We start from the raw sequence: 22,853 nt of genomic DNA on the forward strand, positions 1-22,853 counted from the left end.
CACGTCGCCGCTGCTCGGCGCGGCGCGGATCACGCCAACCGTGCCAGCAATCACTGGCACGGTTGGCAGGGTAGCCCTTGTTGACACTTGATGGAAGAAGCCCGACCGCTCCGATCGGACAAGCGTCGGTCCTATGCTGAGCGCCGTGGACAAGGTCGAAGCTGCCCCCGAGGACAGACACCGCGAGTTCCGGGTGGAGGAGCTGGCCGAAGCGGCCGGGATCACCACCCGCACCCTGCGCTTCTACCGCGAGCGGAAGCTGCTCCAGCCGCCCCGCAAGGAGGGACGGATCGCCTGGTACGGGGAGGCCCACCTGTCCCGGCTGCGGATGATCGCCGAGCTGCTGGAGCGCGGCCACACCCTCGGCGGCATCGCCGAACTGATCGGCGCCGGCGAGAGCGGGCGGGACGTCGCCGATCTCATCGGCCTGGAGGCTGCGCTCGTCGCGCCCTGGTCCGACGAGACGGCGGTCCATCTCGACTGGGACGAGCTGAAGGCGGCCTTCGGCGACCAGCTCACCGAGGAGAACACCGCCGAGTCCATCGACCAGGGCTTCATCACCGTCGAGGAGGACGGGATCACCCACGTCAGCCGCCGCCTGATGGACGCCACCACGGCGCTGGTGGCGGAGGGCGTACCGCTGTCGGTGGTCCTGGCGGCGAGTCGGCGGACCCAGGAGCACGTGACGGCGATAGCCGAGATCTTCACCGCCCTGGTGCGCGAGCACGTGCTCGGCGCACTGTCCGCCGAGACCCCGCTGCCGCCCGGCGAGGCCGCCCGGCTGACGGAGCAGATCCTGCGGATCCGCCCGCTCGCCCGTACGGTCACCGACGCCCAGTTCGCCCTGGCGATGGACCGCCGGGTGCACGCCGAGTACGACGAGCTGCTGCGGCAGCGCCTGGAGCACCGGGAGGGCGACTGACGGTCGGGCAGGCGTAACGATCCGTGCCACCGGGCAGGGATCAGCCGCCTCGCCGCCTGCCGCCCGAACGGAGTCGCCCGATGCCCGACACCCCCGCCCACCGCCGTTCGCTCCCCGCCCCTGTCCGCCGCGCCCCCGCGCGTCTCGCCCCGAGCCGGCGCGGGCTGTTCGCGCTGGCCGCCGGGCTGGCCGCAGGAGCAGCGCTCACCGCCTGCGGGTCCGACGGGTCGAGCACGACGGGTACGGTCGGCGGCACTACAGGCACTACGGGCACTACGGGCACGACCGGAACGACCGGAACGCCCCGCGTGGTGCGGCACGCGCGCGGCGAGAGCACCGTCCCACCGCGGGCCGGCCGGGTCGTCGTCCTGGACACCGACGCCCTCGACTCCGCCGTCACCCTGGGCCTCACCCCGGTCGGCGCCACCACCGTCGCCGCCGGCGCGCCGTTCTCCGCCTACCTGCCCGCCGAACGCCTCACCGGCGTCAAGGCCGTGGGCGTCATCGGCTCGCCCCAGCTGGAGGTGATCGCCGGGCTGCACCCCGACCTCATCCTCGGCAACCAGGTCCGCGACGACAAGCGCTACGACGAGCTGTCCAAGATCGCGCCGACGGTGCTGAGCAGAACCACCGGCCCGGCCTGGAAGGAGAACGTCCGGCTGCACGCCGAGGCGCTCGGGCGCCAGGCGGAGGCGGCGGCCGCCGAGCAGGCGTACCGGGCGAAGGCCGCCGAGCTGGTCTCGGCACTCGGCGGTCCGGAGAAGGCAGCGGCGCTCAAGGTCGAGATGGCCCGCTTCCTCGCCGGGGCGCCGACCCGCCTGTACCTCAACGACACCTTCGTCGGCTCGATCCTCACCGACCTCGGCCTCGGCCGCCCGGCCAACCAGAACAAGTCCGGCTTCGCGCTGGAGATCAGCCCCGAGCAGGTCGACCAGGCCGCGGCCGACGTCATCTTCTACTCGGTCTACGGCGACCCGGCGAAGTCCGACCACGCCAGGATCGTCGGCGGCACACTGTGGAACGGCCTCGACGCCGTGCGCAACGGCAGGGTCCACCAGGTCGACGACAACCTCTGGATGCTCGGCATCGGTTACACCGGCGCGGGCCTGATCCTCGACCGGATGCGGCGCGACCTCGTCGGCTGACCCGTACCCGGCCCCGCGGACGCCCCGGCCCCGCGAACACCCCGGCCGCGCCCGCCGAAACCCAAGAACGTGCCAAGGACGGGCGGCCCGAAGCGGAGCCCGCGCGCGCCCCGCGTGAAGAAATCGCGGGGCCGGGGCGGGAGGCCGGACACCCGCCGCCCCCGGCCGACGGCAGGCGTTAGGCTCTCCGCTCGGCTGCCGCGCGGACCACCACGGCGCGGCGCCGACCGACCCGGGCCGGCGGACGGCCCGCAGCACGGGGGGAACGACGAACATGAGCGACGGAACAGTGCCCGGCGCCGCCGGCGGCACCGTCAACGGCTCCGGGCCGGGCGGATCGGCCGGCCCGGACGGCTACCACGTCAATGTGGGCGGCCTGAACGGCGTCGCCGAGCAGCTGGGCCGGACGGCGACCGACATCGCCGAGGCCAGGACCGCGTACGCGGGCTCGGTCTGCTACGCGTCCACCGCCTTCGGCGAGTTCGGCGTGGACCGGGCCTGGTCCTCCTTCGATACCGCCTGGTCGAAGGAGATCGGCGTGACCCAGCGCGCGCTGGAGGAGCTGTCCCAGAAGATGGCCACCACCACGGCGAACTACCGCAACACCGAGCACGCCGTCACCTCCGGCCTGGTGCCCGCCGGCGGCGGCCGGTGAGCAAGGTCAAGGATCTGGAGCACGCGCGGCACAGCATCGAGCAGTTCACGTTCATGCTGCCCAATCTGCACCTGCTGCAGGGCATCGAGGAGGCGCTCGCCGTCCCGGAGCCGGTCGGCGACCCGGCGGCGGTCCGCGCCCGGGCGCAGGACTACGCGAAGGCGGCGGCCTCCTTCGCCAAGGCCACCACCGACCTGTCCGGGGTGGCGGCCAACCAGCTGCCCTCGGTGTGGACGGGCTCGGTCGCCGAGCACGCGACCCAGGCGGTGCACGCGATGTCGGCGGAGACCACGACCTCCAAGGACACCCTCGCCGAGGCCGCCAAGGTGCTCGACGCCTGGGCCAACGACCTGCAGTGGGCGAAGTCCACCGACGCCCAGGGCCGCCAGCAGCTGCACGACGCCGGCGAACGCGCCCGGCACGACCCGGGCGGCTTCGACCAGGGCGCCCGGGAGACGGCACTGGCCGGCGTCGGCACCCGGCTCGCGGCCGCGCGGCGGGCCGAGAGCTGCGGCACCGGCACCGCCGGCAAGCTCAACCAGCTCGCCGCCAAGGCGCGCGCGGCGCGGGCCGGTGACGGTTCGATCGACCCGCTGGCAGCGGTGGTGCTGGCCACCGAGAAGAACCCCGGCGCGGGCGAGGACGGCGACTACATCCTCACCCCCAACCAGCTCGACCGGGCGAACCAGGTGCTCGGGGTGATGACCGGCGCCGACCAGGCCGCGTTCCGCGCGCTGCTCTCCGGCGCCAAGTCCCCCGAGGAGTCCGCCTACCTGTGGAAGGCGCTGGCGGCCGGGCACCCGGTGGCGGACATCCAGCGGTTCGACGCGCAGATCCACCCGCACGGCGACGACCCCGCCTGGCTGGCCCAGCACCTCGTACCGGCCACGTCCACCGACGACACCCGGCGCGAGTCCTCCGACAACCTCGACGTCACCTACCAGGGCCAACCGGTCAGCATCGACGGCTACGGCGTCTACTCGCAGCGCAACGTGAGCGACTGCGTCGCCGCCTCCACCGTCATCGCGCAGGCCAAGCTGGACCCGCTGCTGATGTTCCAGCTGACCACCGGCGGCACACCCGACACCCCCGGCGCCGACTCGCCGGAGAACTTCGGGCAGCGCCTCCAGGACGCCTACCTCGGCGAGTACAGGGACGGCCAGCGGGCCGACGGCAACAAGAAGGTCTACCCGCAGGTGGACGCCGGGCTCGGCGCCACGGCCCAGACCTACCTCGCCGACAAGGACCTCGGCCGGGCGACCGGCGCCGACTACGAACACGTCGAGCTGAAGAGCGACGAGGACCGGCGCAACGCGGTGACCCGGATCGAGAAGTCCGTCGACGAGGGCCTGCCGGTGCCGATCACCGTGCGCAACGAGGACTCCGGCCACCAGATGATGATCATCGGCCGGGACGGCGACAAGCTCCAGATCTACAATCCGTGGGGCTTCACCTCCTGGGTGACGGAGGAGCAGTTCATCAACAGCCAGCTCGGCGGACTCACCCCCGGCGACCACCCGCTCAACCAGTCGACCGCCCTGGAGCTGCCGAAATGACCACCGTCCGGTCCGATGCCGAACTGGCGGACCTCGACGTGCCCGCCGCCGTCACCCGCGGCCTGCTGCTGGCCGGCGGGCCGCGCCAGGCCCTGTTCACCGAGGCGGCCATCGCCGCCGCGCACCGCGCCGAGGCGGCGGGCATCGGCCCGTACCCCCTGGGCTTCCTGGCCCGGCACGTGCGGACCGGCGGCTTCGCGGCCGCGCTCGCGCTGCCCGAGCCGGTGATCGGCGAGTCCGGCACGGCGCTCGTCCGCACCTGGCTGCAGGCCGCGGCGGCGACCGGGGCGGACGTGGGGCGCGAGCACCTGTTCGCGCGCTGGCTGGCCGAGGTCGCCGCGCTGCTCGAACTGCGCCGGGACGCGCGGGCGGGGGGTGCGGCATGAAGGGTCGGACGGTCCCTGCTGCCGTAGCCGCAGTCCTCGCCGTTGGGCTGGTGGCCCTGACCGGGTGCTCGTCCAGCGGCCCGGGCGGCTCCGGCGGCTCCGGCGGTGAACCCCCCGCCGCCCTGCTGGCCCTGCCCGCCGATCTCGACGCGGAGGCGGTGGCCGGCGGCAAGCAGCCCGCCTTCGAGCCGAGCGACGTGCACCTCGCCGTCGGCCGGACGGTCGGCATGGACGTACGGGTCGCGCCGCTGCCGCACGGCTGGCGGCTCCTCGACGAGGGCGACACCGCCCTGCTGCGCCGGGACGCCGACAGCAAGCAGAGCACCTGCCCGCCGAAGACCGCCGGCTGCGGCCACACCGTCCGCCAGAGCTGGACCGCCACCGCCGTCGGGAGCACCACGCTCACTTGGCGGTATGTCGACTTCGCGAGCTGCAAGGAGGCGCAGAACCCGGCCTCCTGCCGGACGCTGGCCAGCAAGGAGGTCCGGGTCACCGTCGGCTGACGGCCCGCGCGGGCCGGGTCGGTGGTCGGTGGGCGGTGGGCGCTGGGCGGTGGTCGGTGGGCGCCGGGCGGAGACGGTGGCCCCTTGCGGCCCGGAATGCGGGTGCCGGGAGCGCCGCACCGGGCCTACCATCCGATCATGATCGAAGGAACGGCAGTACGACTGCGCGCCCTGCGCGCCGAGGACGCGGAACACCAGCTCCGCTGGCGCAACGACCCCGAGGTGGTGCGGCTGGCGGCGGCCGGCGACCCGCGCTTCGGCCCGACCACCGCCGAGGCCCTGGCGGACCGCTTCGCCCGGATCCTGCGCCTCGACCCGCGCGAGAGCGGCATCCTCACCGTCGAGGAGAAGGCCGGCGGCCGCCCGATCGGCATGGTCGACTACCGGGGCGTCGACCCGTACGAAGGCGTCGCCGAGGTCGGGATCTTCATCGGCGAACGGGAGTTCTGGGACCACGGCTACGGCACGGAGGCCCTCGGCCTGCTGGTGGACCACCTGTTCGGCATGTTCCCGCTGCACCGGCTGGAGCTGGACACCTGGAGCGGCAACACCCGGGCGGCCCGGGCCTTCACCCGGCTCGGCTTCCAGGAGGAGGGGCGCCGCCGGGACGCCGTCCTGCTCGCCGGCGCCCGCTACGACCGCCTGCTGTTCGGCCTGCTCCGCCGGGAATGGGAGGCCCGCCGCCGGTCCGCACCCGAGGCACCCGAGCCCGCCGGCGCGACCGCCGCCGTGAGGTAGCCGTCCCCACGCGGTAGACATACAGTCAATTCCTCCTCGGACCACCACAGTTGGCCGCCCGGACGCTGGCGGGCCCGACGCACCGTCAGCTCCATGGGGCCCGCCACCGCCGCACGGGCCCGCTGGACGAGCCCCGGAGCGCGGGCCCGGCAGCCCGTGGCCGACATCTGAGCGGAAGCGTCCGTTTCACGGTCAACCAGGGGTAAAGTCAGCGAGCATGGTCGAATCGACGGTTCCGATCCTGCCCTGTCAAACTCTCCCGCCGGTGCTCGATTTCTACACCGCACTCGGCTTCGAAGTGACTGTCCATCAGCGAAACCCCGAGCCCTACGCCGTCGTCCAACGCGGCGGCATCCAGCTCCACTTCCTCGGCATGCAGCAGTACGACCCGGGCGCCGGCCACGGCACCTGTCTGGTCCGCACCGACGACGTGGACGCGCTGCACGCCGCGTTCCAGGAGGGCCTGCGGTCCGCCTACGGGCGGGTGCCGACCCAGGGCCTGCCCCGGCTGGGCGCGGTCGGCGACACCCCGCACGGTGTGCGGGAGTTCGTGCTGACCGATCCCGGCGGCAACTGCCTGCGGATCGGTCAGCCGATCCGTGCCGACCGGCACCACCGGCCGTCCTCCGAGGAGCCGTTCGCGAAGGCGCTGCACCACGCCGCGCTGTTCGCCGACTCCAAGGAGGACCCGGCGGCGGCCGCCCGGGTGCTGGACCGGGCCCTGGAGTCGCCGGACGGGCCGCCCGCCCCGGTCCTGCTGGTCCGCATCCTGGCGTTGCGGGCCGACCTGGCGCACCGCCTGGCGGACGGTGCCAGCGCCGAGGTCTTCACCCGGAGGGCGGAGTCGATCGCCGAGGAGCTCACCGCCGAGGAGCGGGAGTCCGTCCGGGACGAGCTCGGGCGCCTCGCCGGCCTCCTGGTCCGGGGCTGACGCACAACGGACGACGTGCGACGGATGACGGACGACAGCCAACAGATGGCAGATTCCCCATCTGCGGTCCGTTGGCCGTCATCCCGCCGCGTCGTCGCGTCGCGGCGTCGCCGCTCAGGACGCCCAGACGCGGGTGCACAGCACCAGGCGGTAGCCGTCCGGATCGGCCACCGTGACACCGTGTTCGTCCCAGTAGGGGTTGTGCGAGGGCACCCGGGTACCGCCGGCGGCCTCCAGGCGCCGGACCAGTGCCTCGTCCACCGGCGCCCCGAGGTAGACCACGAAGAGGTCGTCGACGGTGGGGGCCGGTTCGACCGGCCGCTCGGGGTCGTGGGTCAGCTCGAAGTGCCAACCGCCGCCGGGCGGGCCGACCATGAGGAGGTCGTGCTCGCCGGGGACGTGCTCGGTGGTGCGCCACAGGACGGCCAGGCCGAGGCCGTCGACGTAGAAGCGCTCGGCCGCCGCGAGGTCCCGGGAGGGCCTCGCGACGCGGACGTGGGTGGTGGAGTCGATCACGACCGGCGAGCCTACCGAGGCGCCCCGCCGGCCCGTCGGCGGCCCGTCGGCGCGCCGTCAGAGCCGCTGCAGGCGCTCCCCGTCCCCCGTCCGGGGACAGGTCACGCAGGCCCCGCCGGGCTCGATCGCGTAGTAGAGGCAGCAGCCGAGGCGGGTCCGGGTGTGGTGGGTGCGGCCGTCCTCCCCGCACAGGACGCGGAAGTCCGCGGCGCCGAGGAGCGGGTCGGTGTGCCCCGGGAGCACGGCCGTCGCGGCGGTGACGGCGGCGTCCTCCTCGGCCGGGACCGCCGAGCCGGCCGACTCGTCGAGCCGCTTGCCCAGGTACCAGATCGCCGAGGCGAGGTCGTCGGTGACCATGCCCCACAGCGCCCGGGTGCCGCGCCGGGTGGGGGCGGCGAACGCGGCCAGCAGCGGCTCCACATGGGCGACGACGGCGGCGCGCAGCTCGGCCCTGAGCTCGTCCTCGCCGGGGAGGCTGACATGGGCGTACGGGCGCAGCGCGAAATCACCCGTGGGGGCGTGGAACCACAGGTTCGCGCCGTCGATCGACGGGACGCGACCCCCCAGCCGCCAGGGGCCGGCGATCAGCACGCAGACCGACCAGAGGTAGTGGTGCAGCAGCCGGGAGGCGGCGACGTGCGGGCGCGGCGCGGTGCCGTGCCCGGCGGCGACCGGGGCGATCCGCGCGGCCTCGCCGGCGAGTGCTGCGGCCAGCGCGGCCGGATCGGTCGCCAGATCGGCTGCGGAGTACCAGCCGAGCGCACGGGCCGGGGCGGGCTCGTCGGCCGCGAGCAGTCGCACCCGGAGCACCGGGCAGAGGTCGAGCAGCAGCCGGTAGTCTGTGTCCAGCGGATTCGCGGGACGTGGTGCGACGGGTACGGCGGCAGGCAGGGGCTGACCCGAGAAGATCACCGGCACTCCCGAGATCGTGTTAGGTGAGCCTCACCTTATAGGCACTCACCGGCCGGTTCGCGCCACCCCGCCGATCGCCGCCCCGCAGATCGCCGCTCCGACCCGCCCGGTACGTACCAATCCGGCCAGGACTTGACTCACTTAGGCATACCTAACCTAATATCTCCCCCCGTGCTCACTATCGATCCGCCGTCTCCACCGGCCCCGGCCCCGAGAGTCCGCTCAGCGGCCCGGCTCCCCCTGGTTCTGGTCGCCGGGCTCGGCCTGCTGGCGCTGTGCGCCGCGCTGAGCCTCGCGCTCGGCTCCCGCACGATCCCGCTGGGCACCGTCGTCGGCGCCCTGACCGGTGGTGAGCACGGCGGCGACGCAGACGTGGTGACCGGCCTCCGGGTGCCGCGGACGCTCATCGGCCTCGCGGTCGGGGCCGCGCTCGGTGTCGCCGGGGCGGTCGCCCAGGGCGTCACCCGCAACCCGCTCGCCTCGCCGATCACCCTCGGCATCAACGCCGGCGCGAGCTTCGCCGTGGTCGCCGCGATCTACACCTTCGAGCTGACCCGCCCGATCGAGTACGTGTGGTTCGCCTTCGCCGGAGCGGCGGTGGCGGCCGTGGCCGCCTACGCGATGTCGCGCCACGGCGGGGACCTCGACCCGGTCCGGCTCGCCCTCGGCGGCACCGTGCTCACGGTGGTGCTCACCTCGTGGACCTCCGCGCTGATGCTGGCCAGTCACCGCACCCTGGACGAGGCGCGGTTCTGGCTGGCCGGGTCGGTCGCCGGGCGGCACCTGGACACCCTGGTGCCGGTGCTGCCGTTCCTGGCGCTCGGCCTGATCGCCTCCTTCGCCGTCGCACCCTCGCTGAACGCGCTGGCACTCGGCGACGAGAGCGCCCAGTCGCTCGGCGTGCCGGTGGCCCGGATCCGGGTGGTCGGCGGCCTGGCCGTCGTCCTGCTCGCCGGGTCCGCCGTGGCCGTCGCCGGCCCGGTCGCGTTCATCGGACTGGCCGCCCCGCACCTGGTCCGGCCGTTCCTCGGCAACGACCACCGGCTGCTGCTGCCCGGCTGCCTGATCGCCGGTCCGGTGCTGCTGCTCACCGCCGATGTGCTCGGCCGGATGGTGGCCCGCCCCTCCGAACTGGAGGTCGGCATCGTGACGGCGTTCCTCGGCGCGCCGCTGCTCGCCGTGCTGGCCCGCAAGGTGGCCCGATGAGCGCCCCGGTCCTCACCAGGACCCCCGCCGCCCCCGGCGCCGGCACCTCCGCCGCCCGTCGCCGCGCCCGGACCGCCGTCTGGTCGCTGGTCGCCGCCGTCCTGCTCGTCCTGCTCACCGGGGTCGCGCTCGGCACCGGACAGGTCAGGATGACGATCTGGGAGGCGCTGAGCGCGCTGGCCGGGTCCGGCGACTCCGGGAACGTCCTGGTGGTCCAGGAGTTCCGCGCCCCGCGCGTGGTCTCCGCGCTGATCGCGGGCGCCGGGCTGGCGGTGTCCGGCTCGATGCTCCAGCGCCTGTTCCGCAACCCGCTCGCCTCGCCCGACACCATCGGTGTCACCGGCGGCGCGTCCTTCGGCGCGGTCCTGATGCTCGCCACCGGCGCCTCGCAGGAGCTCGTCCCGCTGGCCGCGCTGGGCGGCGGGCTGCTGGCCGCGCTGCTGCTCGGCGGCTTCGCCTGGCGCTCCCGGATGGCGGTCACCCGGCTGGTCCTGGTCGGGCTCGCGGTCCAGCAGGGCCTCGCCGCCGCCGTCAATCTGATGATCGTGCGGTTCCCGGCCGAGCTGGCCGCCTCCGCGATGCAGTGGACCACCGGCTCCCTCTACGGCCGGAACTGGGACGAGGTCTGGATCGGCGGTTCCGCCATCGCGCTGACCACCGTCGCCGTGGTGCTCAGCCAGCGCCGGGTGGCCGTGCTCGACCTCGGCGACGACTCGGCCGGCGGGCTCGGGCTCAACCCGCAGCGCGACCGCGTCCTGCTGCTCCTGCTCACCATCGCCCTGGCCTCCCTCGCCGCGGCGCTCACCGGGCCGGTCGCGTTCGTCGCACTCGCCGTGCCGCACCTGGTCCGGCTGCTCGCCGGACCGCCCACCCTCGGCACGCTCGGCCTCACCGCCCTCACCGGCTCCCTGCTGCTGCTCGCCTCCGACCTCCTCGTGCTCCATGTGATCCCCGTCCACGGCCTGCCGGTCGGTGCCGTCACCGCCACGCTCGGCGCGCCCTGGCTCCTGGTGCTGATGATCCGCCAGGGCCGGCTTCCCCAGAGGACCAGCTGATGACCCTCGACGTGACCACCGCGGCCGAGGCCGCCACCGGCTCGCCCACCGCGGGTGCCGACCGGTCGACGAACCGCCTCGCCGCCCACGGCCTCGGCCTGCGCTACGGCAACCGGACCGTCGTGGACGGGCTCGACCTCGAACTGCCCGGAAACGCCGTCACCGCCATCGTCGGCCCCAACGCCTGCGGCAAGTCCACGCTGCTGCGCGGCCTCGTCCGGCTGCTGGACCCGGCCGCCGGCACCGTCACCCTGGACGGCTCCGACATCCACCGGATGCCGGCCAGGTCGCTCGCCAAGCGGATGGGCCTGCTGCCCCAGCAGCCCGTCACCCCCGAGGCCGTCACCGTCGAGGCGCTGGTCCGGCTGGGCCGGTTCCCGCACCAGCGGATGCTCACCCCGTGGTCCAAGGCCGACCAGGCCGCGGTCGAGGACGCGCTCACCCGCACCGGCATGGCCGAGCTGCGCGACCAGCACGTGGACCGGCTCTCCGGCGGCCAGCGGCAGCGGGCCTGGATCGCGCTCGCGCTGGCCCAGGACACCGACCTGCTGCTGCTCGACGAGCCGACCACCTTCCTCGACCTGCGGCACCAGCTCGACGTCCTCGACCTGGTCTCCGACCTGCACGCGCAGGCCGGACGGACGGTCGTCATGGTGCTGCACGACCTCGGCCAGGCCGCCCGGTACGCCGACCACCTGGTCGTCCTCAAGGACGGCCGGCTCGCGGCCGCCGGGGCGCCGGGGGACGTCCTCACCGCCGAACTGGTGGAGAGCGTCTTCCAGGTGGCCTGCCAGGTCGTGCCCGACCCGGAGACCGGCACGCCGCTGGTCGTGCCCAGGGCCAGGTCGGGACGGGCCGCCGCAACGGCTGCCCCTGCTGCCCCGGCTGTCCCGGCCGCCCCGGAGGGCTGAGACCCCCCTCCCCGAGCCCCGCTCCCCCTGCTTCCGGCCGCGCCCGCCCTTCGCGGGTCGTTCCGGCACCCCGCCCTGCCCCGAAACCGAGACAAGGAACCCTTCATGAACCGCTCCGTCCGCGCCCGCAGACTGCCCGTCGCCGTCCTCGCCGTCGCCCTCTCCACCACCCTGCTCGCCGCCTGCGGCAGCAACGGCGACAGCAAGGCCGCCGACACCGCCAAGCCGGCCGGCGACGCCTCGGCCGCCGCCGGTGCGGCCGCCGTCTTCCCGCGCACCGTCACCCACGCGGCCGGCGCGGCCGAGATCAAGGCCCAGCCCAAGCGCGTGGTGGTCCTGGACAGCGGCGAGCTGGACGACGTCACCCTGCTCGGCATCACCCCGGTCGGCGCGGTCTCCCCGCACATGAAGACCGAGGGCGGCTTCCCGAACTACCTCAAGGACAAGATCAAGGACGCCAAGGACGTCGGCCCGATGAACGAGCCGAACCTGGAGCTGATCGCCTCCCTGAAGCCCGACCTGATCCTCTCCTCGAAGGTCCGGCACGCCAAGGTCTACGACAAGCTCAACGCGATCGCCCCGACCGTGCTCGCCGAGACCACCGGCTTCCCGTGGAAGGCCAACCTCGCCCTCTACGCGCAGGCCCTCGGCAAGGAGGCGGAGGCCGCGAAGGCCCTCGCCGACTACGAGGCCCGCGCCGCCAAGCTCGGCGAGGCGATCAAGGCGAAGAACGGCGGCACCATGCCGAACGCCTCGGTGGTCCGGTTCGTGGCGGGCCCGACGCGCCTCTACGGCAAGGCCTCCTACAGCGGCGTCGTGCTGAAGGACGTCGGCCTGACCCGCCCGGTCTCCCAGGACGTGGACCAGAACATCCTGGAGGTCAGCGCCGAGCAGATCAACCAGGCCGACGCCGACCTGGTCTTCGTCACCGTCGCCGACGACCCGTCCAAGACCAAGCAGAGCGAGGTCCAGGACACGCCGGTCTGGAAGGGCCTGAACGCCGTCAAGGACAACAAGGTGTTCAACGTGCCGGACGAGACCTGGATGTCGGGCATCGGTGTCCAGGCCGCCGACGCCATGCTGGTGGACATCGCCAAGGCCGCGGGCGTCGACGCCCCCAAGTAGGCCCCGCGCCCGGACGGGCGGGCGGCGAGGGGCGGCAGGGGGGACGGCCGGAGGCCGCCCCTCGGCCCGCCCCGTCCCCGCCCGCCCCTCGTGCCGTCACGTACGCCAGCTACGCACGCCCTCACCCTCACCCGAGCCGGCCCGCACTCCCTCACGCCTGCCCTCGCCCGCTCGCCCGCCCCACACGGAGAGGACCCGCCCTGCCATGCGCCTCTACCTGCTCGCCCACAACCCGACCGACTCGGTGACCGACGGATTCCTCCCGGCCGCCGCCCGCCTCGGGCTCGCCGTCACCGTCCTCACCGACCACGCCGACGCCCACCGACGTGCCTACGCCGGAACGGAGTCCGCGCCGGAGGTGACCGAGTGCGAGGTCCGGGACTTCCGCGAGGTGATCGGGCTGATCTCCCGCCTGCGGGCCTCCGGCACCGCCGACGCGCCGTTCGCCGTCTTCAGCAACAGCGACCACCTGCAGACCCAGACCGCGCTCACCGCCGAGTACTTCGGCCTGCCGGCCAAGGACTGGAAGGCCACCCTGCGGGCCAAGAACAAGGGCCAGCTCCGCCGCCACCTGGCCGCCGCCGGCCTCGACGCCGTCCGCTCGGTCGAACTCGCCCCGGAGCAGGACCCGTCCGCGCTGCGCGCGGCGGACCTCCCCTTCCCCGTCGTGGTCAAGCCGCGCGAGGGCGTCGCCAGCGAGGACGTCTCACTGGTCGCCGACATCGAGGAACTGGTCCGGCGCGCCAAGGAGATCCAAGGCCGGCGCCCCGGCGCCGCCCTCGTCGTCGAGGAGTTCCTGGACGGGCAGTTGTGCACCCTGGAGACGCTGGGCGACGGCCACCGCCGGCACGTCCTCGGCGGGTTCCGGACCAGACTCTCCCCGCCGCCGGACTTCGTCGAGGAGGTGCTGGAGTTCGTCCCCGCGCACCCGTCGGCCGTGGTCGCGCAGGTGCTGGCCCAGCTGGACGCGCTCGGGGTCGGACTCGGCGCCTGCCACACCGAGTTCGTCGTCCAGCCGGACGGCCGGGCCCGGATCATCGAGGTCAACTACCGCGCCATCGGCGACCAGTGCGACCTCATGCTCGCCGAGATCCTCGGCGTCCCGCTGTTCGAGCACATCCTCGCCGCCCACCTCGGCCTCGAACTCCCCGCCGACCTCGGCGAACGCTGCGCCGCCACCCGGCTGCGCGCCCGCAACGAGGTGGTCTGCGCCGACCGGGCCGGGACCCTCACCGCCGCCCCCGGGCCGTACGACGAGGACGTCGACGGAGTCCGGCTCGCCTACCGGCCGCTGCGCCCGGTCGGCGAACGGCACGAGCACTACCGCACCAACCGGGACTACCTGGGCGTGATCTGGGCGATCGGCCCCGAGCAGGCCGCCGTCGACGCCGCCGTGGCCCGGTTCGTGGCCGCCAACCGCTGGGAGATCACCCCGTGAGCGCCGCGACCACGCCTTCCGCCGCCGCCACCGCCAGCAGCACCGCCGGTGTGCTCACCCTCCGGGTCCTCTCCACCCTGGTCCGCGAGGACGTGCTCGGACTGCGCACCCGCGGCACGGTCGAGCACCGGCCCGACGGCGCCTGGCTGGTGGCCGCCGAGCACGGCATCGCCGTCCCCGTCGCCGCCGAGGGCTTCCAGAGCGAGTACGCCGCGCGCCTGCCGCTGGTCGAGGTCGACGGCCGCCGGATCGAGGAGCTGGACGCCGCGATGGCGGCGCTGGCCGCCCACGCCGACGCCGAGGACCGGCCCGGCTGGGCCGCGTTCGCCGAGGAGTGCCGCCAGACCCTCGCCACCATGGAGCTGCACGAGCGGGTGCGCGCCGAGGTGCACACCGCGCTCACCGACCTCTACGGCGCCGACCCGGCCCACTGGACCGGCCCCGCCGCCGCGCTCGGGCACGACACCCTGGCCGCCTTCCTGGACCACCCGGTCTACCCGACGGCGCGCGGCCGCTCCGGCCTCGACGAGCGCGAACTCCGCTCCCACGCACCGGAGTTCCACCCCGCCTTCGAACTGCGCTGGCTCGCCCTGCCGACCGGCACGCTCACCCGGCACGGCGACCGACCGCTGCCGCGCTGGTGGCCCACCCCGAGCTGGCTCGGCCTCGACCTGCCCGGCGGCGACACCGCCTGGGAGACCCTGCCGGTGCACCCGCTGACCGTCGGCCCGGCCCTGGACGAGGCGCTGCGCGCCACCGGGCTGGACGACCGCGCCGTGCTCGCCGAGCGCCCCTACCTGACCGTCGTCCCGACCCTCTCGATGCGGACGGTCGCGGTCGCCGAGGACCCGGTCCACCACCTGAAGCTGCCGCTCGCCACCGCCACCCTCGGCCGGCTCAACCGCCGCACCATCAAGCCCGGCACGCTGGTCGACGGCGCCGCCGGACAGCGGCTGGTCGAGGCCGTGCTGGCGCGCGAACCCCGGTTCGCCGGGCGGATCCTGCACGCCGACGAGCAGACCTGGGCACACGCCGGGCACGAGCTGCTGGCGGTGCTGCTGCGCCGCTACCCGGAGGGGCTGGAGCGGTCCGTGACCGTCCCGCTCGCCGCGCTGCTCGCCCCGGCCCCGGAACCGGCGTCGGCCCCGGCATCGGTCCCGGCTCCGGCTCCGGCTGCGGCTGCGGCTGCCGATTCGGCTGCGGATGCGGCCCAGGCGCCCACCGGCGGGCGCCTGGTCGTCGACCGGCTCGCCGACCGGTTCCACGGCGGCGACCCGGTCGCCCTCTACGACGCCCTGCTGGAGCTGCTGCTCGACTGGCAGACCACGCTGTTCGGCCACGGCGTCGCCCTGGAGTCCCACCAGCAGAACACCTCCCTCGTGCTCGACCAGGACGGCGGCCTGCGCCTGCTCTACAAGGACGACGACGGTCCGCGCGTCCACAGCGGACGCATGACCGCCTCCCTCGGCGAACTCTCCCCCGCACCCGAGGAGTTCGACGACGCCCGGATCTTCGGCGACGACGACCGGCGGCTCACCGACCTCTTCACCACCATCACCGGCCACCTGTGCACCGGCTCGCTCGCTTTCGGCCTCGCCGCCCACGGCCGGGCCGGACTCGACGACCTGCTCGCCCTGCTGCGCAAGCGGCTGACCGAGGCGGTCGAGCGGACCGGACCGGCCGCCGAACCGCTGCGCGCCGCCCTGCTCGACGCCGAGCGGCTCCCGGTCAAGGCGATGGTCACCGCCGGCACCCTGCTCAGCAAGCAGCGCTCGGGCGCCGCCGACATCAACAAGCACTACACCGACGGCCCGAACTACCTGCTGCCGCAGCAGCGTTCCACCATCGAGCCGGGACCGGCGCAGTGACCGTCGACGCGCTGCCCCGGCAGTCCGAACGCGACACCGCCGCACCGGGCGGACTCGGCCGGCGCCAGGTGCACGCCGTCGCCGCCTGCTACTTCGTCGCCTCCTTCGCCGCCCTCGGCCTGCCGCCCTACCTGACCGCGATCCTGCCCGGACTCGGCGACCAGCAGGGACGCTGGGCGGGCGTGCTGTACATCGTGCCCACCGTGTTCAGCGCCCTCGGCGCCCCGCTGTGGGGGCGGCTCGCCGACCGGTACGGCCGCAAGCGACTGCTGCTGCGCGCCCAACTCGGCCTCGCCGTCTCCTTCCTGCTGGCCGGGGCCGCCGACTCGCTGCCCGCGTTCACCCTCGCGCTGGTGCTCCAGGGCTTCCTCGGCGGCACCTTCGCCGCGACCAACGGCTACCTCGCCGCCGCCCTGGACGGCGCCCGGCTGTCCCGGGCGCTCACCCTGATGCAGGGCAGCGCGCGGGCCGCACTGGTGGCGGCGCCGATCCTGGTCGGCCTGCTGTCACCGTGGATCGACCCGCACCGGCAGTACCTGCTGATGGCCGTACTGCCGCTGACCGCGGCGGTGTTCCTCTCCATGCTGCCGGAGCCGGGCCGACCCGGGGCGACGGCAACGGCAACGGCAACGGACGGGACCGGGGCCGCCTCCGACCCCGCCTCCGACCCCGACCCCGGCAGCGCGACCGCGGCCACCCCGACGAGCGCCCCCGCCGACGAGCCGCCGGGCCGCACGCCCCTGCGCGTCCTCTACGGCCTGGAGTTCGCCTTCGTCTTCGCCACGATCATCTCCTTCCCCTATCTGATAGCCCTGGCCGAGGAACGCCTCCCCGGGGTCTCCGGCACCACCACCGGCGTGCTGTTCGCCCTGCCCCACCTGTGCTACCTGGCGTTCGCGGCCCGCACCCACACCGTCTTCCTGCACCGCCCGCACACCGGCATCGCGCTCGGCTTCGGCTTCGTCGCGCTCGGCCTCGCCGGACACGCCGCGGCCGACTCCCTGCCGGCCTTCGTCGCCGTCCGGCTGCTGCTCGGCGCCGGACTCACCCTCGGGCTGGTCTGCCTCTCGGTGCTCGCCGCCGAGGCCTGCCGCGGCCGGGCCCCCGGGCGACTCTTCGGCTCGCTCGAATTCGTCTCCAAGGGCGGCGCCGTGGCCGCCGGCGCCGTCGCCGCGCTGGTCAACGGCCGGTTCGGCGCCACCTCCCCCGTGCTGGTCGGCACCGCCGCCGCACTCCTGGCCGCCGTCGCGGCCACCGCACTCTCCTCCCGATCCCGCCAGCGTTGGAGTCGCTCATGACGCACCAACTGCCCACCGCCGACCATGCCGTGGTCCATACCCTGCTCAACTGCCTGCTGCGCGAGGTGTCCGCACCCGAACACCAGACCGCCGTCACCGACGGCCGTCTGCTGATCCGCCTCCCCCGGCGCGGCACCCTGCTCCGGGTGGCCCTGCGCCGCACCTCGCTGATCGGCGCGCACCGCTTCACCGGGCCGGTGGAGGAGGAACACCAGGGCGGCTGGCGCGAGTTGGACTGGCGCGAGCTCGCCCGCCAGGTCCAGGGCGAACTGGAGCTGCGCACCGGCACGGTCAACGAGGAGTTCCTCGGCCAGCTCGCCTCCAGCCACACGGCGGTCTCGACCGCCCTGGCCGGCCGCCCCGAGCCCGGCCCCAACCGCTACCTGGAGTCCGAGCAGGCCCTGCTGTTCGGGCACCGGTTCCACCCCGCGCCCAAGTCCCGCTCCGCCGAACACGGCGACTGGCGCGACTACGCCCCCGAGGCCCGCGCCGAATTCCCGCTGCGCCACCTCGCCGTCCGGCAGGAGCTGATCGCCGAGTCCTCCGCCGACCCGGCCGCGACCGCCCTGCTCGACGGGCTGGCCGCCGTCCCGGACGGCTACCGGCTGCTGCCCGCCCACCCCTGGCAGTACGAACTCATCGGCGACCACCCGCTGTTGCGCGGGGCGCTGGAGAGCGGCGACATCGTCGACCTCGGCCCCGGCGGCACCCCGTTCGCGGCCACCGCCTCGGTGCGGACCCTGTACGGCGCGGGCGCGTTCCTCAAGTTCAGCCTCAATGTGCGGATCACCAACTGCCTGCGCAAGAACGCCGCCTACGAGCTGACCGGCGCGGTCACCCTCACCCGGCTGCTCGCCCCGGTGCTGGCCGACCTGGCCGAGCGGTTCCCGGACGCCGCCGTGCTGCGCGAGCCGGCGTTCCGCACGCTCGCCCTCCCCGGCGCCGACGGCCGGCCCGACCGGGCCCTGTACGAGGGCTTCGGCCTGATCGTCCGCGAGGGCCTCGGGGGTTCGCTGCGCCCCGGCGTCACCCCGCTGCTGGCCGCCGCCGTCGCCGACGAGTACCCGACCAGTTCGGCGCACATCTCCCGGCTGCTGTCCGACCCGGCCGACCCGGCCCGCGCGCTCGACTGGTGGACGGCCTATCTGCGCCTGCTGCTCCCGCCGGTGCTGGCCGCCTTCTTCGACCACGGCGTGGTGCTCGAACCGCATCTGCAGAACGTCCTGATCGGCGTGGACGCCTCCGGCCGTCCGGCCCAGGTGCTCTTCCGCGACCTGGAGGGGACGAAGCTCGTCCCCGAGCGGCACGCCGAACTGCTCGCCGCACTCCCGCCCGAGGTCGCCGGGCCGATGGCCTACGACGCCGAGCGGGGCTGGGACCGGGTGGTCTACTGCCTGCTGGTCAACCACGTGGCCGAACTGCTCGCCGCCGTCGCCGACCTCCACCCGGCGGCGGAGGGCGCGCTCTGGGAGGCGGTCCGCCGCGTCCTGGAGGAGTACGCGGCGGAGCACGGCTGCCCGCCCCGGCTGCGCGCGCTGCTCGCCGGCGTGCCGCTGCCCGGCAAGGCCAACCTGCTCACCCGCTGGGAGCGCAAGGCCGACCGCGCGGCCGGGTACGTCCGGATGGCCTCGCCGCTGGCCCGCTCCGTGCTGGCCGAGGCCGCCCACACCGGCGCCGCCCGCACCGGCGCCGCGTCCGCCGCACCCGTACCGCCCGCACCGCCGGCCCCGCCCACCGCCCGGATTCCGCAGCCCGTCCAGGCCCCGCCCGTCACCGCCGGAAGGACCCGATGACCGCCACCGACGCCGTCCGCCACCAGGTCGCGGAGCTGGAACCGGAACAACTCCCGGCCTATGTCTATGACTTGGCGGCCCTGCGGACGCACGCCGCCGCCGTCCGGGCCGCCCTGCCGGAGCGGGTCGAGCTGTACTACGCGGCCAAGGCCAATCCCGAGGCCCCGGTGCTGGCCGCGCTGCGCGAGGCCGTGGACGGCTACGAGGTGTCCAGCGGCGGCGAGTTGGCGCATGTGCGGGCGGCCGTCCCGGACGCCCCGCTGGCCTTCGGCGGGCCCGGCAAGACACCCTCCGAGATCGCCGCCGCCGTGGACGCCGGTGTGCACCGCTGGCACGTCGAGAGCGAGCAGGAGCTGTACCGGCTCGCCGCCGTGCTGGCCGACCGGCCGGACGCGACCGTGGACGTGCTGCTGCGGGTGAACCTGCCGGTCGGGGCGGGCGCCCTGGACTCCGTCGCGCTGGCGATGGGTGGGCGCCCGACCCCGTTCGGACTGGACCCGGACCGCGCCGAGGCGGCGGTCCGCCTGCTCACCGAGCCGGTCGGCCCGCTGGGCCCGGTCCGGCGGCAGCTGCGGCTGCGCGGTGTGCACGCCCATCTGGCGAGCGGGCTGGCGGCCTCCGAGCAGCTGGCGCTGGCGGAGCAGATCGTCGGCTGGTCCACCCGTTTGGCCGAGCGGCACGCCTTCGCGCTGGACGAGGTCAACGTGGGCGGCGGCATGGCCGTCGACTACGCCGACCCGGACGCCCGGTTCGACTGGACCGCGTTCGGCGAGGGCCTCGGGAAGCTGCTGGACCGCCACCCCGGCCTGGTCCTGCGGATCGAGCCCGGCCGGGCGCTCACCGCGTACTGCGGCTGGTACGCGACCGAGGTGCTGGACGTGAAGCGCAGCCACGGCGAGGACTTCGCGGTCGTCCGCGGCGGCACCCACCACCTGCGGACCCCGGCCACCCGGGGCCACAGCCAGCCGTTCGGCACCCTGCCGGTCGAGGACTGGCCCCACCCGTGGGAGCGGCCCGCCGTGACCACCGGCCGGGCCACCCTGACCGGCCAGCTCTGCACCCCGAAGGACGTGCTCGCCCAGGCCGCGCCTGCCGCCGCCCGCCTCCGCACGGGCGACCGGGTGCTCTTCGACCTGGCCGGGGCGTACGCCTGGAACATCTCGCACCACGAGTTCCTGATGCACCCCCGCCCGGGCTTCCACTACCTGGACGGCCCGACGGAGGACCGCTGAGGGACCACCGCTCAGGACGGCCGACGGACCTCAGAGCCCGGGCAACAGATTCCGGAATCCGTCGGCCGTCGGCCCTGCCCACCGCCCACCGGAACCGCACTGACGTGCGAAGGTGGTAGCAGCGAAGGGAGCGGGCACGTGCTGATGGAGAAGGTGGCGGAGATCATCGCCGAGGCCTCGGCCGAGGCGGTGGAGCCCCGGTTCCGGGCGCTGGCCTCCGGCGAGGTGATGGAGAAGGCCCCCGGCGAGGTGGTCACCGTCGCCGACCGCGAGGCCGAGCTGATCATCGCGCGGCGGCTGCGCGAGCTGCTGCCCGTCCCGGTGGTCGGCGAGGAGGCGGTGGCCGCCGACCCCGCGCTCGCCCGGGCCCTGCACGCCGAACCCGCCGTCTGGCTCGTCGACCCGGTCGACGGCACCGCCAACTTCGTCGCCGGCCGCCCCGACTACGCGGTGATGGTCTCCCTGGTGCGCGACGGCCGGACCGTCGCCGCCTGGATCCGGCAGCCGGCCACCGCCACCACCTACACCGCCGAACTCGGCTCCGGCGCCTGGCGCGACGGCCGCCGGCTGACCCGCACACCCGCCGGCACCGATCCGGCCGCCTGGCGCGGCTCGGTGAAGAGCCGGTTCCTGGACCCCTCCCGCCGCCGTCTGATCGAGGCCAACGCCGACGCCTTCGGCGGACTCACCGCCGGCCGCCACGCCGCCGGCATCGAGTACCCCGACATCGCCGAGGGCGCCACCGACTTCATCCTCTACTGGCGCACCCTCCCCTGGGACCACGCCCCCGGCTCCCTCCTGGTGGCCGAGTCCGGCGGCCGCGCCGCCCGCCTCGACGGCACCCCCTACCGCCCCGAGGCCCCGGGCGGCGAGGACGGCCTGCTCGTCGCCGCCGACCCGGCCACCTGGGAGCGGTGCCGCGAGATCCTGTTCGCGCCGTAGGCCGCGCCGAGGAGCGCGGCGTGGTTCCTGTCGTGGTTCCTGTCGTGGTTCGCGCCGTGGTTCGCGCCGTGGAGGACCCGGAGCGGGTCCGGTGATCCGGAGGTCAGGGTGGGGGTGGACCGGCCTGGCCCACCACCCGCCCTACCGGCCGACCCAGCGCCAGGTCTCGCGGCCGGCGCGGACGATCTCGCCGATCAGGGCGGCCACCTCGGCCGGCGTGGTGTGCGGGTTGAGCAGGGTCAGTTTGAGCCGGACCCGGCCGGGGCCCTCGCCGGGCAGTTCGGTCCGGCCGACCACGGCCCGTCCGCCGCGCAGCAGTTCGCGCCGCAGCTCGGCGTTGACCCGGTCGAGCGCGGCCGGGTCGGCGGCCGGATCGGCGGCCGCCCGCGGGGAGTCCGGACCGGCCGGGCGGTAGCGGAACAGCAGGGCGGTCAGCACGGGTTCGGCGTGCAGTTCCAGCTCCGGTTCGGCCCGGACGGCGTCGGCGGCGGAGCGCGCGAGGTCGTGGCAGGCGTCGACGAGCCGGCCGAGCCCGGCGCGGCCGAGGGTACGCAGGGTGACGGCGAGCTTGAAGGCGTCGGGCCGCCGGGTGGTGCGCAGCGAGAGGCCCAACAGGCTCGGGTAGCCCGCCTGTTCGTCGTCGGCCGGGTTGAGGTAGACGGCCCGGCGGGCGAGCGAGACATAGGTCTCGGCGTGGCGCACCAGGAAGACGCCGGCGGCGGCCGGTTGCCAGCCGAGCTTGTGCCAGTCCAGCGAGACGGAGTCGGCGCGTTCGATGCCGGCGAGCAGGGGGGCGAGCCGGTCGGAGAGCAGGGCGCCGCCGCCGTACGCGGCGTCGACGTGCAGCCAGGCGTCGTAGCGGGCGGCGAGGTCGGCGACGGCGGGCAGCGGGTCGACGGCGCCGGTGTCGGTGGTGCCGGCGGTGGCGACCACCGCGACGGGGGTGTGTCCGGCCCAACTCGCCTCGGCCAGGGCGCGTTCGAGCGCCACCGGGTCCATCCTCAGCTCGCGGTCGACGTCGACCGGGACGACGGCGCGTTCGCCGAGGCCGAGCAGGGCGGCCGCCCGCTGGACCGAGAAGTGCGCGGCCCGGGAGGCGAAGATCCGGGGCCGGACGCCGGCGGGCAGCCCGAGGAGCCCGTCGAGTTCGACGATGCCGTCGAGCTTCTGGTCGCGGGCGAGCATCAGGCCCATGAGGTTGGACTCGGTGCCGCCGGAGGTGACCACGCCGGCGGCCCGGGCGGGGTCGTAGCCGACCAGGGCGGCGAGTTCGGCGAGCAGCGCGGTCTCCAGCGCCGTCGCCGCGGGGGCCTGGTCCCAGGAGTCCTGGGAGGGGTTGAGGGCGCTGACGGCGAGGTCGGCGGCCGCGGCCACGGCGAGCGGCGGGCAGTGCAGATGGGCGGCGCAGAACGGGTCGGCGGGGTCGGCGGCGCCGTGGGCGAGCAGTTCGGTGAGGCGGGCGAGGGCGTCGGGGCCCTCGGCGGCGGCGAGCGCCCGGTCGACCAGGGCGGCGAGGTCGCCGGGGCGGCCGGGCGGCAGCGGGCCGCCGCGCCGGGTGGCGCCGGTCTCCAGCGCGTCGAGGACGGTGGCGAGCAGCGGGCCGAGCGCGGCGGGTCCGCCGACGCCGCCGGAGAGGGCGTCGAGGGGTGCGTCGGCGCCCTCGGCCGGGTCCGGCCAGGACGCCCCGCGGCCGTCCCCGGCCCCGGCGCCCGCCCCGGCCC

Annotated in this window: 21 protein-coding genes; 18 read left to right on the plus strand and 3 right to left on the minus strand. The window is 75.0% G+C overall.

What is annotated here, in order from left to right; genetic code table 11:
• Positions 1 to 145 precede the first annotated feature (145 nt).
• The 8 genes from ADK60_RS22005 (at position 146) to ADK60_RS22040 (ending at position 6,836) form a co-directional block, all read left to right on the plus strand.
• Positions 146 to 922, plus strand: a complete 777-nt coding sequence (locus tag ADK60_RS22005) for a MerR family transcriptional regulator (RefSeq protein ID WP_234325806.1) — start codon at positions 146 to 148, stop codon at positions 920 to 922.
• A gap of 80 nt (positions 923 to 1,002) precedes the next feature.
• Positions 1,003 to 2,067 (plus strand): ABC transporter substrate-binding protein, encoded by a 1,065-nt coding sequence (locus ADK60_RS22010; protein ID WP_079008596.1) that lies wholly within the window; start codon positions 1,003 to 1,005, stop codon positions 2,065 to 2,067.
• 274 nt (positions 2,068 to 2,341) lie between these two features.
• The gene (locus ADK60_RS22015) at positions 2,342 to 2,722 is read left to right on the plus strand and encodes a type VII secretion target (protein WP_079008597.1); all 381 of its coding nucleotides are present in this window, start codon (positions 2,342 to 2,344) and stop codon (positions 2,720 to 2,722) included.
• A complete protein-coding gene (locus ADK60_RS22020) occupies positions 2,719 to 4,278 on the plus strand; it encodes a hypothetical protein (RefSeq protein WP_053648306.1) in 1,560 nt (519 codons plus the stop codon). The genes ADK60_RS22015 and ADK60_RS22020 overlap by 4 nt, the downstream gene beginning before the upstream one ends.
• Entirely contained in the window at positions 4,275 to 4,664 is a 390-nt protein-coding gene (locus ADK60_RS22025; protein ID WP_045938026.1) for a hypothetical protein, read from the plus strand. Before ADK60_RS22020 ends, ADK60_RS22025 begins: the two co-directional genes overlap by 4 nt.
• A 50-nt stretch (positions 4,665 to 4,714) precedes the next feature.
• Complete coding sequence (locus ADK60_RS22030) at positions 4,715 to 5,167, plus strand: hypothetical protein (RefSeq protein ID WP_053648308.1); 453 nt, start codon at positions 4,715 to 4,717, stop codon at positions 5,165 to 5,167.
• 138 nt (positions 5,168 to 5,305) lie between these two features.
• A complete protein-coding gene (locus ADK60_RS22035; protein WP_053648337.1) occupies positions 5,306 to 5,905 on the plus strand; it encodes a GNAT family N-acetyltransferase in 600 nt (199 codons plus the stop codon).
• 217 nt (positions 5,906 to 6,122) lie between these two features.
• Positions 6,123 to 6,836: a bleomycin resistance protein gene (locus tag ADK60_RS22040; RefSeq protein WP_053648311.1), complete on the plus strand. Its 714-nt coding sequence runs from the start codon at positions 6,123 to 6,125 to the stop codon at positions 6,834 to 6,836.
• Between the two features lie 114 nt (positions 6,837 to 6,950).
• Here the strand turns inward: ADK60_RS22040 and ADK60_RS22045 are convergent, their stop codons facing one another.
• Both ADK60_RS22045 and ADK60_RS22050 read right to left on the minus strand, forming a co-directional pair.
• A complete protein-coding gene (locus ADK60_RS22045; protein ID WP_053648312.1) occupies positions 6,951 to 7,352 on the minus strand; it encodes a VOC family protein in 402 nt (133 codons plus the stop codon).
• A 57-nt stretch (positions 7,353 to 7,409) separates the two neighbouring features.
• Positions 7,410 to 8,264, minus strand: a complete 855-nt coding sequence (locus ADK60_RS22050; protein WP_234371204.1) for a (2Fe-2S)-binding protein — start codon at positions 8,262 to 8,264, stop codon at positions 7,410 to 7,412.
• Positions 8,265 to 8,444: 180 nt separating this feature from the next.
• On the opposite strand from ADK60_RS22050, the gene ADK60_RS22055 reads away from it, so the two are divergent.
• The 10 genes from ADK60_RS22055 to ADK60_RS22100 all read left to right on the plus strand — a co-directional run bounded on the left by ADK60_RS22055 (position 8,445) and on the right by ADK60_RS22100 (position 21,132).
• Positions 8,445 to 9,470 (plus strand): FecCD family ABC transporter permease, encoded by a 1,026-nt coding sequence (locus ADK60_RS22055; protein ID WP_053648340.1) that lies wholly within the window; start codon positions 8,445 to 8,447, stop codon positions 9,468 to 9,470.
• A complete protein-coding gene (locus tag ADK60_RS22060; protein ID WP_053648316.1) occupies positions 9,467 to 10,525 on the plus strand; it encodes a FecCD family ABC transporter permease in 1,059 nt (352 codons plus the stop codon). The genes ADK60_RS22055 and ADK60_RS22060 overlap by 4 nt, the downstream gene beginning before the upstream one ends.
• Positions 10,525 to 11,436 carry an ABC transporter ATP-binding protein gene (locus ADK60_RS22065; RefSeq protein WP_079008598.1) on the plus strand — a complete coding sequence of 304 codons (912 nt, stop codon included), beginning with the start codon at positions 10,525 to 10,527 and terminating at the stop codon, positions 11,434 to 11,436. Before ADK60_RS22060 ends, ADK60_RS22065 begins: the two co-directional genes overlap by 1 nt.
• Before the next feature lie 105 nt (positions 11,437 to 11,541).
• Complete coding sequence (locus tag ADK60_RS22070; protein WP_053648318.1) at positions 11,542 to 12,561, plus strand: ABC transporter substrate-binding protein; 1,020 nt, start codon at positions 11,542 to 11,544, stop codon at positions 12,559 to 12,561.
• Between the two features lie 205 nt (positions 12,562 to 12,766).
• Positions 12,767 to 13,999 (plus strand): ATP-grasp domain-containing protein, encoded by a 1,233-nt coding sequence (locus ADK60_RS22075; protein ID WP_053648320.1) that lies wholly within the window; start codon positions 12,767 to 12,769, stop codon positions 13,997 to 13,999.
• Entirely contained in the window at positions 13,996 to 15,867 is a 1,872-nt protein-coding gene (locus tag ADK60_RS22080; protein ID WP_053648321.1) for an IucA/IucC family protein, read from the plus strand. Before ADK60_RS22075 ends, ADK60_RS22080 begins: the two co-directional genes overlap by 4 nt.
• A complete protein-coding gene (locus ADK60_RS22085) occupies positions 15,864 to 17,165 on the plus strand; it encodes an MFS transporter (protein WP_234371205.1) in 1,302 nt (433 codons plus the stop codon). Before ADK60_RS22080 ends, ADK60_RS22085 begins: the two co-directional genes overlap by 4 nt.
• Complete coding sequence (locus ADK60_RS22090; protein ID WP_079008599.1) at positions 17,162 to 18,958, plus strand: IucA/IucC family protein; 1,797 nt, start codon at positions 17,162 to 17,164, stop codon at positions 18,956 to 18,958. The genes ADK60_RS22085 and ADK60_RS22090 overlap by 4 nt, the downstream gene beginning before the upstream one ends.
• Positions 18,955 to 20,190, plus strand: coding sequence for a type III PLP-dependent enzyme (locus ADK60_RS22095; protein ID WP_053648324.1), 1,236 nt, complete (start codon positions 18,955 to 18,957; stop codon positions 20,188 to 20,190). The genes ADK60_RS22090 and ADK60_RS22095 overlap by 4 nt, the downstream gene beginning before the upstream one ends.
• 144 nt (positions 20,191 to 20,334) lie before the next feature.
• The gene (locus ADK60_RS22100; protein WP_053648346.1) at positions 20,335 to 21,132 is read left to right on the plus strand and encodes an inositol monophosphatase family protein; all 798 of its coding nucleotides are present in this window, start codon (positions 20,335 to 20,337) and stop codon (positions 21,130 to 21,132) included.
• Between the two features lie 141 nt (positions 21,133 to 21,273).
• On the opposite strand, the gene ADK60_RS22105 is transcribed toward ADK60_RS22100, so the two are convergent.
• On the minus strand, positions 21,274 to 22,728 hold the full coding sequence (locus ADK60_RS22105; protein ID WP_053648349.1) for a pyridoxal phosphate-dependent decarboxylase family protein: 1,455 nt from the start codon (positions 22,726 to 22,728) through the stop codon (positions 21,274 to 21,276).
• Between the last annotated feature and the right edge of the window lie 125 nt (positions 22,729 to 22,853).

This window comes from Streptomyces sp. XY431 (assembly GCF_001279805.1).
Classification (GTDB): Bacteria; Actinomycetota; Actinomycetes; order Streptomycetales; family Streptomycetaceae; genus Kitasatospora; species Kitasatospora purpeofusca.

What these genes read in the sequence shown, in the direction of transcription:
- ADK60_RS22100 (WP_053648346.1), top strand. Translation starts at nt 20,335, where the DNA reads ATGGAGAAGGTGGCGGAGATCATCGCCGAGGCCTCGGCCGAGGCGGTG.
- ADK60_RS22035 (WP_053648337.1), top strand. Translation starts at nt 5,306, where the DNA reads ATGATCGAAGGAACGGCAGTACGACTGCGCGCCCTGCGCGCCGAGGAC.
- ADK60_RS22060 (WP_053648316.1), top strand. Translation starts at nt 9,467, where the DNA reads ATGAGCGCCCCGGTCCTCACCAGGACCCCCGCCGCCCCCGGCGCCGGC.
- ADK60_RS22095 (WP_053648324.1), top strand. Translation starts at nt 18,955, where the DNA reads ATGACCGCCACCGACGCCGTCCGCCACCAGGTCGCGGAGCTGGAACCG.
- ADK60_RS22010 (WP_079008596.1), top strand. Translation starts at nt 1,003, where the DNA reads ATGCCCGACACCCCCGCCCACCGCCGTTCGCTCCCCGCCCCTGTCCGC.
- ADK60_RS22090 (WP_079008599.1), top strand. Translation starts at nt 17,162, where the DNA reads ATGACGCACCAACTGCCCACCGCCGACCATGCCGTGGTCCATACCCTG.
- ADK60_RS22065 (WP_079008598.1), top strand. Translation starts at nt 10,525, where the DNA reads ATGACCCTCGACGTGACCACCGCGGCCGAGGCCGCCACCGGCTCGCCC.
- ADK60_RS22070 (WP_053648318.1), top strand. Translation starts at nt 11,542, where the DNA reads ATGAACCGCTCCGTCCGCGCCCGCAGACTGCCCGTCGCCGTCCTCGCC.
- ADK60_RS22015 (WP_079008597.1), top strand. Translation starts at nt 2,342, where the DNA reads ATGAGCGACGGAACAGTGCCCGGCGCCGCCGGCGGCACCGTCAACGGC.
- ADK60_RS22025 (WP_045938026.1), top strand. Translation starts at nt 4,275, where the DNA reads ATGACCACCGTCCGGTCCGATGCCGAACTGGCGGACCTCGACGTGCCC.
- ADK60_RS22075 (WP_053648320.1), top strand. Translation starts at nt 12,767, where the DNA reads ATGCGCCTCTACCTGCTCGCCCACAACCCGACCGACTCGGTGACCGAC.
- ADK60_RS22040 (WP_053648311.1), top strand. Translation starts at nt 6,123, where the DNA reads ATGGTCGAATCGACGGTTCCGATCCTGCCCTGTCAAACTCTCCCGCCG.